Below are 12,675 nucleotides of genomic sequence, written 5' to 3'. Positions count from 1 at the left end.
GTCGGGTCAAGTGGTGCGTCGCCGCCCGGCCAGGGGTGAGGCCGGGCGGCGGACCGTGAACCGTCAGGCCCCGGTGACCGACGCCAGGTAGGCGGATGTCTTCTCGGGGTCGAAGAAGAAGTTCTCGAAGTCGGCCGGGTTGTTGAAGCCGTTGGCGAACCGGTCGGCGACGGGCGGGAGTTGGCCCGCGGCGCCGATCAGGTTGAGCACGTGCTCCGGCGGGACGCCCAGCATCGCGTTGGTCCACTTGGTGACGTGCTGCGCGGTGTCCCAGTAGCGGTCGAACGTCGCCTGCATCCACTCCTCGTCGAAGGGCTTGTCGCCCTGCTCGACGATCGAGGCGAGGTAGGCGGCGGCGCACTTGGACGCCGAATTGGAACCCTGGCCCGTGATCGGGTCGTTGGCCACGACGACGTCGGCGACGCCGAGGACCAGTCCGCCGCCGGGCAGCCGGCCGATCGGGTTGCGGACGGTGGGTGCGTACCGTCCGGACAACGTGCCACCCGCGTCGGTGAGTTCGACGTTCGTGGCGCGCGCGTACTCCCAGGGCGTGAACCGCTCCATGAGTTCCAGGGTCAGGGAGAGGTGCTCGGCGGGGTCCTTGACGCCGTTGAAGACGTCGAGCGGACCGCCGGGGATGCCCTCCCAGAAGAGGATGTCGGCGCGTCCCGAGGTGGTGAGCGTCGGCATGATGAAGAGCTCACCGACACCGGGGACCAGGTTGCAGCGGACCGCGTCGTAGTCCGGGTGCTCCGGGCGCGGGCCCAGGCCGTGCACGTAGGACACCGCGAGGGCGCGCTGCGGCTCGGTGTACGGGGAGCGGGCGGCGTCACGGCCGAACATGGAGACGAGTTCGCCCTTGCCCGCCGAGACGAGCACCAGGTCGTAGGCACGGGAGAAGTAGTCGAGGTCCGAGACCGCGGCACCGTGGATGACCAGTTGGCCGCCGCGCTGCGCGAACGTCTCCATCCAGCCGGCCATCTTGACCCGCTGGTCGACCGACTGCGCGTAGCCGTCGAGCTTGCCGACCCAGTCGATGGCACGCTGCGAGGGGCCCGGGTCGAAGGAGCCGGGGACCGCGACGGAGACCCCGAGGCCCTCGATCTTCGGGGCCTGGGACTCCCAGAAGTTCAGCTGGAGATCGCGCTCGTGCTGGAGCGCCGTGTCGAACATGCACTGCGTCGACATGACCCGGCCGGAACGGATCTCGTCCGCCGTCCGGTTCGACATCAGAGTGACCTCGTACCCGTGCGACTGGAGTCCGAGGGCGAGTTGGAGTCCGGACTGGCCGGCTCCCACGACGAGTATCTTCCGCATGCGAGTTGCTTCTCCTAGGACTTGGGCGTCCCTATTCGGGGCTGACTTCGAGCGCGTGGCCGACGAGCGCGAGCAGGCTCTCGACGACCGAGATCCGGCGACGCGCGTCCATGATCATGACAGGTATGTGCGGAGGAACCGTGAGGGCCTCGCGCACGTCGTCCGGCTCGAACACGTCACTGCCGTCGAAGTGGTTGACGGCGACGACGTACGGCAGTCCGCAGCTCTCGAAGTAGTCGAGCGCCGGGAAGCAGTCCGAGAGGCGGCGGGTGTCGGCGAGGACCACCGCGCCGATCGCACCGCGCACCAGGTCGTCCCACATGAACCAGAACCGCTGCTGGCCCGGCGTACCGAAGAGGTAGAGCACCAGGTCGTCGTCGAGCGTGATGCGCCCGAAGTCCATGGCCACGGTGGTGGTCAGCTTGTCCGGCGTACCCGTGAGGTCGTCGGTCTCCTCGCTGGCCTGCGTCATCAGCGCCTCCGTCTGGAGAGGCGTGATCTCCGAGACGGAGGTGACGAGGGTGGTCTTGCCGACGCCGAAGCCGCCGGCCACCACGATCTTCGTGGCGATCGGCGCGCGCGTGCGGTCCGTCTGCCAGGTCTTCAGGTTCTCCTCGTCGTCGAGGAGGGGGGCGACGCCAGGTTCGGCGTCAGAGACGGCGGAGTCCACTCAGCACCCTTTCCAGCAGAGCGCGGTCCGGCTGTCCCGGGCCGTGACCTGTTCCGTACACGCGGATCTTTCCCTGGTCCGCCAGGTCGCTCAGGAGCACCCGGACCACTCCGAGCGGCATCCTGAGGAGGGCGGCGATCTCGGCCACCGTACGCATGCGGCGGCAGAGCTCGACGATGGCCCGCATCTCGGGCATGACCCGGGCGGTCAGCGAGCCGTTGGTCAGCTCCTTGCGCACCTCCGGGGCGTCCAGCGCGGCCACGAACGTCTCCACCAGCAGGACGTGGCCGAAGCGGGTACGTCCGCCGGTGAGCGAATAGGGGCGTACGCGGGCGGGCTTGCGGTCGCCGCCGCGGACCGGGAGCTTCTTGACGACGTTCGACGCGGTCATCAGGCACTCCCGGGAGCGTCGGCCTCAAGGGATTTCCGGAGCTCGATGCGCAGCTCGGGGGTCAGGACGTGTCCGGCCCGGCCGACGAAGAGCGCCATGTGGTACGCCACGACGCTCATGTCGCAGTCCGCGGCGCCGTGCACTCCGAGCAGCGAGCCGTCGCTGATCGCCATGACGAAGAGGCTGCCCTCGTCCATCGCGACCATGGTCTGCTTGACGCCGCCGCTGTCCATCAGCTTGGCGGCGCCGAGGGTGAGGCTGCCGATGCCGGAGACGATGGTGGCGAGGTCGGCGGCGGAGCCCTTGGGGCCGGTCGGCCTGGTGCTTTCGGCCGTCCTCGCCTCGGCGTTGCGGCCGGGGTCGGAGGAGAGCAGGAGCAGGCCGTCGGAGGAGACGACCGCGACCGACTGGAGGCCGGGCACCTCCTCGACGAGATTGGTCAGCAGCCAGTGCAGATTACGTGCTTCGCTGCTCAGGCCGAAGGTACTGGTGGCGGTCAACTGCTTGCCTCCTCGACTGTGCCCCCCGATGCTTCTACGTCCTGTGCGTCGCTCCGGTGCGCGGTGGACGCGGGTCCTGCGGGCGCGTGCGCGGGGGCCGGCGGCGTCTGTCCTTCGGGCGTGGGGGTCTCCGCCGTCCGGTCCGCGATCTCGGCCTCCACATCGCGTCGGCCTTCGATCGCGCCCCGGTGGAACCCGCCGAGCCTGCGGCGCAGTGCCTCGGCGTCCACGCCGCCCGCGCGGGGCCGCGGGGCGGCCTCGGGGGCGGAGATCTTCGGTGTGCGCTTGGGCAGGCCCTTGTCGGTGACCCTGGGGTGTTCGTCGGGAACACGCTCGTGGTCGTCGGGGCCGATGGCGTACGGGTCGGCGGCTGCCGTACCCGCGGCCGGGCCGTCGGCGGCGGACCCTACGGGTGCCTCGGCGGCCGTTCCCTCGGGGACGTCCACCGCCGGAGCACGCTCCGCGGCCGGTTCCCCCGGGTGGGAAGCGGTCTCCGTGACACCGGCGGCCGTTCCAGCCGTGCCGGAAGCGGTCTCCGTGACACCGGGGGCCGTCGCGGCCGTGCCGGAGGCGGTCTCCGTGAGACCGGGGGCCGTCGCGTCCGTGTGGGCCGTCGTCGTGTTTCCGGCGGGGGCCTCGGCCGGCTCGGGGGATCCGGGGCCGGGTGCGTCGGCCGTCGCCGTCGTGCCGGCCGGTTCCCGGGCGGCGCCCGGTGCGGGGGCCTGCGCGGCGAGCTCCGGAAGCAGCAGCTCCATCGTCGTCTCGGAGATGCGCTCCGGCTCGGGCTCACGGGGCGCCGGGATGACCGCGGCCCGCGGGTCCGGCCCGGACTCGGGGGCCGGCGTCCGCTCGGGCACCGTCTCCGGTTCGGTGGCGGACTCCTCGACGGCCGCCTCGGCCGCCGCGATCAGCGGGTCCTCGGCGGCGGACGAGGCCGCGACCGAGGCGCGCAGGATCGAACGGCCGCGCAGCACGTTGGAGTTGGCCTCGGCGTCCGCGCCGGGCAGGGTCACCGCGGGGGCTCCCCCGGCGAGCCGGACGGAGGCGGGGACGGTGGACGAGGCGGCGGCCGCGAGCAGCGCCTTCGGGAGGACGACCACGGCGGCCACCCCGCCCTGCTTCTGCTCGCGCAGCTTCACCCGTACACCGTGCCGGTGGGCGAGCCGGGCCACGACGTACAGGCCGAGCCCGAGTCCCTCGCCGCTCTCCTGGTCGTACGTGTCCTCCGGGTCGAAGTCGGAGAGGCGGGCGTTGAGGTGCCTCATCCGGTCGTCGGTCATGCCGATGCCCTCGTCCTGCACGGAGAGCATCACGTCACCGCTCTCCAGCAGCCAGCCGGAGACCTCGACGGGCACGTCGGGCGGCGAGAACGAGGTGGCGTTCTCCAGGAGTTCGGCCACCAGGTGGCTGATGTCGTCGGCGGCGAACCCGGCGATGTGCGCGTGCGGGGGCAGCGCGGCGATCCGCACCCGTTCGTACCGTTCGATCTCGCTGACCGAGGCCCGGGCGACGTCGACGAGCGGGACCGGACCCGCGTGGTGCTGGACGTGCTCGGCGCCCGCGAGAACGAGGAGGTTCTCGCTGTGGCGCCGCATGACGGTGGCGAAGTGGTCGAGCTTGAAGAGCGTGGAGAGGCGGTCCGGGTCCTGCTCGCGCTCCTCCAGGCCCTCGATCACGCCGAGCTGGCGCTCGACGAGGCCGAGGGTGCGCAGCGCGAGGTTCACGAAGGTGCTGTGGATGGTGCCGCGCACCTGCTCCAGGTTGGCCGCCGCCTCGGCGAGGTCGGAGCGCAGCCGGTCGCGCTCGTCGGCCATCTGCTGGCGCTGGCCGACGAGGTGCTTGCGGTCGCCTTCGAGGGTGGCGATCCGCTCGTGCAGACCGGCGGCGTGCGCGTGCAGGGCGTTGACGGAGCGGACGACCTGGGCGAACTCGTCGTTGCGGCCGGTGAACTTGACCGGTTCCCCGGAGGCCGGGTCGGCGGCGAGCCGGGCCGAGCCGAGGCGCAGGACGGCGAGCGGCCTGGTCAGGGAGCGGGCCATGGCCATCGTCATGCCGGCCGCGACCAGCATCAGGACGCCGAGCAGGGTGACGCGGAGCTCCAGCGCGGTGACGTCGTCGTCCCGCAGCACCTCGAGGTTCTTGGTGCGGTGGTCGTTGAGGGAGGCCTCGGCACCGCGCATCAGGTCGATCCGGGCGGACAGGGCGGCGTCGAGCTTCTTGACGCCGGTGCCGAGCGCGGAGTCCGAGAGCTTCGGCTGTCCGGTGAGGTTGGCCAGGTACTTGTCCGCGGAGCCGACGTCGGGGCCGGTGACCGTGGAGTCGTACGACGTCACGGCCTGCTTGGGCGCGGTCTCGCGGAAGTCCGCGATGGCCGCGTCGGAGCGGAGGCGCGCCTGCTGGGCGGCGGCGCTCAGCGCGTCGCGCTGCTTGGCGTCGGCGGCCGACGAGGTGTTCGTGGTGGTCGTCAGACCCGTGACCGGGTTGTAGACGCTCTGGGTGGTGTGCGGGATGCCGAGGGCCGCCAGGAGGAGTCCGCGGGCCGCGGCGGACTGCTGGACGGCGGTGTCCAGCTCGGCGAGGGCGTGCGAGCCGGCGCCCGCGCGCGGCGGCATCCGGTCGGCCAGGTCCTCGGCGAGGGCGTGGAGTTCGGCGATGGCGCCGGAGTACGCCTGGTGCGCCTCCAGCGCGGAGCTCTTCCCGGTGAGCGTGGCTCGCCTGAGCGCCCCGATGCCGTCGAGGTCCTCGAGCAGCGCGGCGGGGGCGTCCGCGTCCGCGCGCAGCTCGTCGACCTGCCGGTCGACCAGGGCGCTGCGCTGCTCGGAGGGCGCCTTGGCCTTGGGCCTGCCGGCGGCGACGTAGGAGGTGACCTCGTCGCGCTCGTCGGCCAGCGCGTGCGCGAGGGTCAGCGCCTGCTGGGTGCGCTGGGCGAGCGTCACCAGATTCTGCGAATCGTTCAGTTGCTGTGAGGCCGACAGCACCATGGGCGCGCCGGCTCCGGCGATGGCGGCCGCGACGACCGCCACGGCCACGATCAGCCGGTTGCGTACATGGGCGGTCCTGCCCCGGCCCGTGGAGCCGGTGGCGTCGCCGACGGCGCCACCCTCTGTGGAGTTGGAGGCCGTCTTCTTGCCTGTGCGCCTCGGCCGCGTCTTCTGCACCGGTGCTCGCATTCCTGACTCGTGTACCCATTTGGGGCCCGGGTGACGTCCCGTCAATCGCGGCGTACGCCCGGTACGGCTCCCGACCCTCCCAGTGCCGGTGGGCAGTGGTCCCGCATCATCTGACCCGCCACCCGAAGGAGTGAACATCGGAGGGGAGTTGGCGGGCAAGTCTCCCCGGCGCCCGCGACGGGCCCGCGCGGCGGGCCGGTTGGACGTCCGGGACGGGCTTTGGCAGTATGCGCCGCCACGTTTTGCCGGAGTCGATCATTCCATCCCAAACCCGGCGCCCGCGCCGCTGAACCGCACGTCGGGCGTTGCCCGGCGTCCGTCCGGTGCCCTTGTGAAGGGCTCGTGCAGACTGGCGGAATGCGCACTGAACTCGTGTCGGAGCCCGGAGACCCGGACCACCCCAATGAGGACTTCGCATCGGTCGGGCTTCCCGCTTCAGGACAGGGCGGTTCACTGGTCGTGCTCGACGGGGTGACGCCGCCCCGGGGTGGTGACGGCTGCCTGCATTCGGTCCCCTGGTTCTCCGCGCGGCTCGGCGGCGCACTGACCGAACTGTCCGTTTCGCAGGGGGATTTGCCGCTGCGGGAGGTCCTGGCGCGGGCGATTCGCCGCGTCGCCGACGCACACGCCGGCACCTGTGACCTTTCTCACCCGCGCACGCCCCAGGCAACCGTGGTCCTCGCGCGGTGGTCCGCGTCGCGGGTCGAGTACCTGATCCTCTCGGACTCGGCCCTGCTGGTGGAATCGCCCTCCGGCGAGGTCACCGCCCTGCTGGACGACCGTCTCTCCCGGCTGCCGCGCACGGCCCTCGTCTCGGACGCCGTCGCCGACTCCACCGTCCGGAACAAGGAGGGCGGTTTCTTCACGGCCGCCGCCGACCCCTCGGTCGCCTCGCGGGCGGTGACGGGCGCGCTTCCCCGGTCCTCGGTCCGCGCCCTGACGGCTCTCACGGACGGCGCCGCCCGGTGGGTGGAGCGGTTCCACGCGGGCGACTGGGCCGAGTTGTTCGCGCTCGTGCGCGAAGAGGGCCCGTCCTCGCTCGTCGACCGCGTACGGCGTCTGGAACGCTCGGACGCCGCGGAGCGGCCGGGGTCCCGGCGGGGCAAGGCGCACGACGACGCGACGGTGGTGTTCGTGGACCTGTGAACAGGGCCGCGCGTCGAACCGCGCGAGGGAACCGTGAGGGGCGCCGCGCGGGGACGGTGAACGGGCTGCGCGGGGACGGTGAGCGGGCTGCGCGGGGACCCTGAGCGACGCGGGGACCGTGAACGGCGTCGCGCGTCGTGCCGTTCGCGGAACCGTGCGGGGGAGGCTGCCGGGAGGCGTGGGGCCGGCCGGGTGGGGCTACTTCTCCATGCCGCGGTTCAGCTGGTTCAGCAGGCGGGCGAGTTCCGCGACCTCGTTCTGGTCCCAGTGGGCGAGTTGGCGGACATAGCGGGCCCTGCGGGCCTCGCGGACGCTGGAGACCCGTCCGCGGCCCTCATCCGTGAGGTGGACGAGCCAGGCGCGGCCGTCGGCGGGGTCGGGTTCGCGCGCGACCAGGCCCAACTCCTCCAGGGCGCGCAGCTGCCGGGACATCGTGGCCTTGCCGACGCCGATGTAGGCGGCGAGTTCCGTGGCCCGCTGGCGGCCGCACTCCTCCAGACGGACGAGGAGCCCGTACGCGGCGGACTCCAGGTCCGGATGGACCTCGCGGGCCATCTCCCCCTGGTTGGCGCGAGCGCGTCGCAGGAACACGGTCAACTCGCGTTCCAGGGAAAGGAATTCGCGCTCCACACCGCCGGACGGCACGGGCCGGTCCATACCATTTCCCGACACGCCGGATTCGACCGGACGTCCGGCGTCGTTTCCGCCCTCGTGCACGTCAGCACCCCTGACCCGGTTTCCCGATCCTGAAAGTTTCTGCCAGAACTCGCCGTTGCCGCAGCTCCGCCAGTATTTCGCAGGCGTAGACCAACGGCAGCCCCCGGCCCCTCTTCCCACGCCGTCGTCTACGTGCGTAGCTTCTTTATCAGACACCTTTACTGGCATGCGCACGCCACTCCCAGGTCAAGGTCGACCTGATCCCCCCGGGGCACGCATGCCCCCGCTTTTCCCCCCACCGAGCTCCCCCGAGCTCCCCCTGGGCTCCCCCGAGCTCCCCCGGGCTCCGGAGCTCCCTCGCCCTTCGGAGGCACGCACATGTCCGTGCACAGATCCGGAACGGCCCGCCGCCTGCGACTGCTCGCGGCAGGAACCCTGCTCGCCGCCTTCTCCCTCCTCTCCACCCTCCCTTCCTCCGCCGCCGACACCCCCGCCCGGGGCTCCGCCAGGCTGGGCATGGGGGTCATCGCCCATGACGGTCAGGACGGTACGCCGTCCACCGGTGACGCCACCCAGACGGAAGGGGTGGACGTCGCCGGCTACCAGGGCAACGTCGCCTGGTCGACGCTGTGGAACAGCGGGGTCAGGTGGGCCTACACCAAGGCGAGCGAGGGGACGTACTACACGAACCCGTACTTCGCCCAGCAGTACAACGGCGCGTACAACATCGGCATGATCCGCGGGTCGTACCACTTCGCGACCCCGGACACCACGACCGGCGCCACCCAGGCCAACTACTTCGTCGACCACGGCGGCGGCTGGTCGGGCGACGGCAAGACGATGCCCGGCACCCTCGACATCGAGTGGAACCCGTACGGGGCCGCCTGTTACGGCAAGACGCAGAGCGCGATGGTCAGCTGGATCAGCAGCTTCCTCACCCAGTACAAGGCCAGGACCGGCCGTGACGCGGTGATCTACACGGCCGCGAGCTGGTGGACCCAGTGCACCGGCAACTACGGCGGCTTCGCCTCCGCCAGCCCGCTGTGGATCGCGCGCTACGCCTCCGATCCGGGGACGCTCCCGGCGGGCTGGGGCTTCTACACGATGTGGCAGTACACGTCGTCAGGACCGACGGTCGGGGACCACGACAAGTTCAACGGTGCGCTCGACCGGGTCCAGGCACTGGCCAAGGGCTGACACACCTGCGCACAGCAGGACGGCCGCCGTACAGCAGGACACCTGACGTACAGCAGAGCACCTGACGAACAGCAGGGCGTCTGACGTACGGCGAAGCGCCCGACGCGCGGCACGGCGAAGGCCCGGGCCTCCCTCACGGGACCCGGGCCTTCCCTTCCGGCACCGTCCGTCACGCCGCTACCGGAACCTCCGACACCGCGCCGTTCGTCGCCGGCGCCAGTGCCAGCTCCAGGACCTGGCGGACGTCCGTGACGGTGTGGACGTCGAGCTTCTCCAGGACCTCGGCCGGGACGTCGTCCAGATCGGCCTCGTTGCGCTTGGGGATGATCACGGTCGTGACACCCGCCCGGTGCGCGGCGAGCAGCTTCTGCTTCACCCCGCCGATCGGCAGGACACGGCCGGTCAGCGACACCTCACCCGTCATGGCCACATCGGTGCGGACCAGCCGGCCCGACAGCAGCGACGCCAGGGCGGTCGTCATCGTGACGCCCGCGCTCGGGCCGTCCTTGGGGACCGCGCCCGCCGGGAAGTGGATGTGCGCGCCCCGGTCCTTCAGGTCGCCGACGGGGAGTTCGAGCTCCGCGCCGTGCGAGCGCAGGAAGGAGAGCGCGATCTGCGCCGACTCCTTCATCACGTCTCCGAGCTGGCCGGTGAGGGTCAGTCCGGCCGCGCCCGTCTCCGGGTCGGCCAGGGACGCCTCCACATAGAGGACGTCACCGCCCGCGCCGGTGACCGCGAGACCCGTGGCGACGCCGGGCACCGCCGTACGGCGTTCGGCCGGGTCCTGCGCCGACTCGGGCACGTGGTGCGGACGCCCGATCAGATCGCGCAGCTCGGCCTCGGTCACCGTGAACGGCAGTTCCCTGCGCCCCAGTTCGTGCTGGGCCGCGACCTTGCGCAGCAGCCGGGCGATGCCCCGCTCCAGGTTCCGCACGCCCGCTTCCCGGGTGTACTCCCCCGCGAACTTGCGCAGCGCGCTCTCGTCGAGGACGACCTCGTCCTTCTCCAGGCCCGCCCGCTCCAGTTGGCGCGGCAGCAGGTGGTCCCGGGCGATGACGACCTTCTCGTCCTCGGTGTAGCCGTCGAGGCGGACCAGCTCCATACGGTCGAGCAGGGCCTCCGGGATGGCTTCCAGGACGTTGGCCGTGGCGAGGAACACGACGTCGGAGAGGTCGAGTTCGACCTCCAGGTAGTGGTCGCGGAAGGTGTGGTTCTGCGCCGGGTCGAGGACTTCGAGCAGCGCCGCCGCCGGGTCGCCCCGGAAGTCGGAGCCGACCTTGTCGATCTCGTCGAGCAGGACCACCGGGTTCATCGACCCGGCCTCCTTGATGGCGCGGACGATCCGGCCGGGCAGCGCGCCGACGTACGTACGGCGGTGTCCGCGGATCTCGGCCTCGTCCCGGACGCCACCGAGGGCGACGCGGACGAACTTGCGGCCCATGGCGTGCGCGACGGACTCGCCGAGCGAGGTCTTGCCGACCCCAGGCGGCCCGACGAGCGCGAGCACGGCACCGCCGCGCCGGCCTCCGACGATTCCGAGACCCCGCTCGGAGCGCCGCTTGCGCACGGCGAGGTACTCGGTGATGCGCTCCTTCACGTCCTCCAGACCTGCGTGCTCGGCGTCGAGCACGGCCTGGGCGCCCCTGATGTCGTACGCGTCCTCGGTCCGTTCGTTCCACGGCAGCTCCAGGACGGTGTCGAGCCAGGTCCGGATCCAGCTTCCCTCGGGCGACTGGTCACTGGACCGCTCCAGCTTCTCGACCTCCTTGAGGGCGGCCTCGCGGACGCTCTCGGGAAGGTCGGCGGCCTCGACCCGGGCGCGGTAGTCGTCGGACTCGTCCTCGCCGTCCTCTCCCTTGAGGTCGCGCAGCTCCTTGCGTACGGCTTCCAGCTGGCGCCGCAGCAGGAACTCGCGCTGCTGCTTGTCGACGCCCTCCTGGACGTCCTTGGCGATGGACTCGGCGACATCCTGCTCGGCGAGGTGCTCGCGGAGCTGTTCGGTGGCGAGCTTGAGCCGGGCCACCGGGTCGGCGGTCTCCAGCAGCTCGACCTTCTGCTCGACGGAAAGGAACGGTGAGTAACCGGAATTGTCGGCAAGGGCGGAAACGTCGTCGATCTGCTGCACCCGGTCCACGACCTGCCAGGCGGCGCGCCTGCGCAGCCAGCTCGTGGCCAGGGCCTTGTACTCCTTCACCAGGTCCGCGACCCGGCCGGGCAGCGGGTCGGGCACGGTCTCCTCGACCCGGGTGCCCTCGACCCACAGGGCCGCACCGGGGCCCGTGGTCCCCGCGCCCACCTTCACGCGCCCGCGGCCTCGGATCAGCGCGCCCGGGTCGCCGTCGGCCAGCCGGCCGACCTGCTCGACCGTGCCGAGCACACCGGTGCTCGCGTAGGTCCCGTCGATACGCGGCACCAGGAGTACCTGAGGCTTTCCGGGCGTTGAACGGGCGGCGGCCTGAGCGGCCTCCACCGCGGCCCGCACATCGGGGTCGTTCAGATCCAGCGGAACCACCATTCCGGGCAGCACTACCTCGTCGTCGAGCGGCAGCACGGGCAGAGTGAGTGATGCGGACGTCGAAGCCATGATCTCCCCTTCGGCAGTCAAGTTGAGCTATGTCGACTCAATGCACGGGGGCTCCGCAATGTTCCCCGGAGGCCGTTCGCTGTGAGCGATCGCTTGTGAACCGCCGTGGGCGCCCCGGCCACGTGGGCTTCGGGGCCTCGCGGGCCGTGCCCGGGACCCCTCGCGGGCCGTGCCCGGGATGCGAGGTGGCCGACGGCCTCGGATGGTTGGAGTCATGAACCATCACCTCGCCCAGAACAAGATCGACATCGACACCCGGCTCGTCACGGCGGGTGCCGTCCTCACCGCGGCCGGTGTCGTGGTGGCGTGCACCGGCATGGGCATCGCGGCCGCCGCCGTGTTCGCCGCGGGCCGGCGCATGATCCGCGCCATGGACGTGCCGCCGTCACAGGTGGCGGCCATGAAGTGGCGGCAGGCCAAGGAGGCCTCCCTGGCGGGCGCGCAGGCCTGGCAGTCCGCGTCCGACACCCAGAACGGGGCGCCCCTCCGCTAGCCGGGCGCCCGGCCGCCCCTCCGATGGCTCAACGGGTCCCTTCTTGTCCGCAGGGGGGAGGAACGGAGAGACCCGTGAGCCGCTCGGGGAGCGCCCCGACGGAGAGCGCGCGAAGGCCGACGGGGGACGGAAACGCCCGGCGGGTGAGCGTGAAGGCCGGGCCGTCGGACGCGGAGGCCCGGCCGGGGAAGGCGCAACTCGGTCGGTGCGGGTGAGGGCCTTGCAGTAAAGGTGAAGGCCCGGTCGGCAGGAGTGAAGGCCCGACCGGTAAAGGTGAGGGCTCAGCCGGTAGGGGTGAGGGCCTTGCCGGTGAAGCCTCGGTCGGTGGCGTCAAGGCTCGGCCGGGGCAGCGCCCGAGGCTTCCGGGCCCGGCCGGTGGCACCGAGGCCCGGTCGGCGGAGCCGCAGCTCGGTCGGCGGAGCCGCAGCTCGGTCGGCGGAGCCGAGGCTCGGCAGGTGGGCCGCGCCCGAGGCGTCCGGGCTCGGCCGGTGACGCCGAGGCTCGGCCGGTGGCGCCGAGGCTCGGTCGGGCCGGGGCCGAAGGGGCCGGC

The 12,675-nt window shown here is 71.9% G+C and carries 10 protein-coding genes; 3 read left to right on the top strand and 7 right to left on the bottom strand.

Annotation, left to right across the window (positions count from 1 at the left end):
- Nucleotides 1-63: 63 nt before the first annotated feature.
- The 5 genes from ACF07B_RS25810 to ACF07B_RS25790 are packed head-to-tail and all read right to left on the bottom strand — an operon-like array spanning nt 64 to nt 6,036.
- Complete coding sequence (locus ACF07B_RS25810) at nt 64-1,317, bottom strand: styrene monooxygenase/indole monooxygenase family protein (protein ID WP_392180678.1); 1,254 nt, start codon at nt 1,315-1,317, stop codon at nt 64-66.
- A 31-nt stretch (nt 1,318-1,348) separates the two neighbouring features.
- Nucleotides 1,349-1,987, bottom strand: a complete 639-nt coding sequence (locus ACF07B_RS25805) for an ATP/GTP-binding protein (protein ID WP_392180677.1) — start codon at nt 1,985-1,987, stop codon at nt 1,349-1,351.
- Nucleotides 1,968-2,378 (bottom strand): DUF742 domain-containing protein, encoded by a 411-nt coding sequence (locus ACF07B_RS25800; RefSeq protein WP_392180676.1) that lies wholly within the window; start codon nt 2,376-2,378, stop codon nt 1,968-1,970. Before ACF07B_RS25800 ends, ACF07B_RS25805 begins: the two co-directional genes overlap by 20 nt.
- Nucleotides 2,378-2,878 (bottom strand): roadblock/LC7 domain-containing protein, encoded by a 501-nt coding sequence (locus ACF07B_RS25795; RefSeq protein WP_392180675.1) that lies wholly within the window; start codon nt 2,876-2,878, stop codon nt 2,378-2,380. The genes ACF07B_RS25800 and ACF07B_RS25795 overlap by 1 nt, the downstream gene beginning before the upstream one ends.
- Entirely contained in the window at nt 2,875-6,036 is a 3,162-nt protein-coding gene (locus tag ACF07B_RS25790) for a nitrate- and nitrite sensing domain-containing protein (protein WP_392180674.1), read from the bottom strand. Before ACF07B_RS25790 ends, ACF07B_RS25795 begins: the two co-directional genes overlap by 4 nt.
- A 369-nt stretch (nt 6,037-6,405) precedes the next feature.
- Between ACF07B_RS25790 and ACF07B_RS25785 the strand changes: the two genes are divergently transcribed.
- Nucleotides 6,406-7,194, top strand: coding sequence for a protein phosphatase 2C domain-containing protein (locus ACF07B_RS25785; RefSeq protein ID WP_392180673.1), 789 nt, complete (start codon nt 6,406-6,408; stop codon nt 7,192-7,194).
- A 198-nt stretch (nt 7,195-7,392) separates the two neighbouring features.
- Here the strand turns inward: ACF07B_RS25785 and ACF07B_RS25780 are convergent, their stop codons facing one another.
- The gene (locus tag ACF07B_RS25780; protein WP_392180672.1) at nt 7,393-7,911 is read right to left on the bottom strand and encodes a MarR family winged helix-turn-helix transcriptional regulator; all 519 of its coding nucleotides are present in this window, start codon (nt 7,909-7,911) and stop codon (nt 7,393-7,395) included.
- Between the two features lie 318 nt (nt 7,912-8,229).
- On the opposite strand from ACF07B_RS25780, the gene ACF07B_RS25775 reads away from it, so the two are divergent.
- Nucleotides 8,230-9,048, top strand: a complete 819-nt coding sequence (locus tag ACF07B_RS25775; RefSeq protein WP_392180671.1) for a lysozyme — start codon at nt 8,230-8,232, stop codon at nt 9,046-9,048.
- Between the two features lie 169 nt (nt 9,049-9,217).
- Here the strand turns inward: ACF07B_RS25775 and lon are convergent, their stop codons facing one another.
- On the bottom strand, nt 9,218-11,632 hold the full coding sequence (lon, locus tag ACF07B_RS25770; RefSeq protein ID WP_392180670.1) for an endopeptidase La: 2,415 nt from the start codon (nt 11,630-11,632) through the stop codon (nt 9,218-9,220).
- 214 nt (nt 11,633-11,846) lie between these two features.
- Here lon and ACF07B_RS25765 point away from each other — a divergent pair, with 214 nt between their 5' ends.
- Nucleotides 11,847-12,125, top strand: coding sequence for a hypothetical protein (locus ACF07B_RS25765; protein ID WP_392180669.1), 279 nt, complete (start codon nt 11,847-11,849; stop codon nt 12,123-12,125).
- Nucleotides 12,126-12,675: the final 550 nt, after the last annotated feature.

It is taken from the genome of Streptomyces sp. NPDC015532, from assembly GCF_043078065.1.
In the GTDB taxonomy this organism is placed as follows: Bacteria; Actinomycetota; Actinomycetes; order Streptomycetales; family Streptomycetaceae; genus Streptomyces.
Note: the sequence above shows the minus strand (reverse complement) of the source record. Positions and strands in the feature narration are given on the sequence as shown.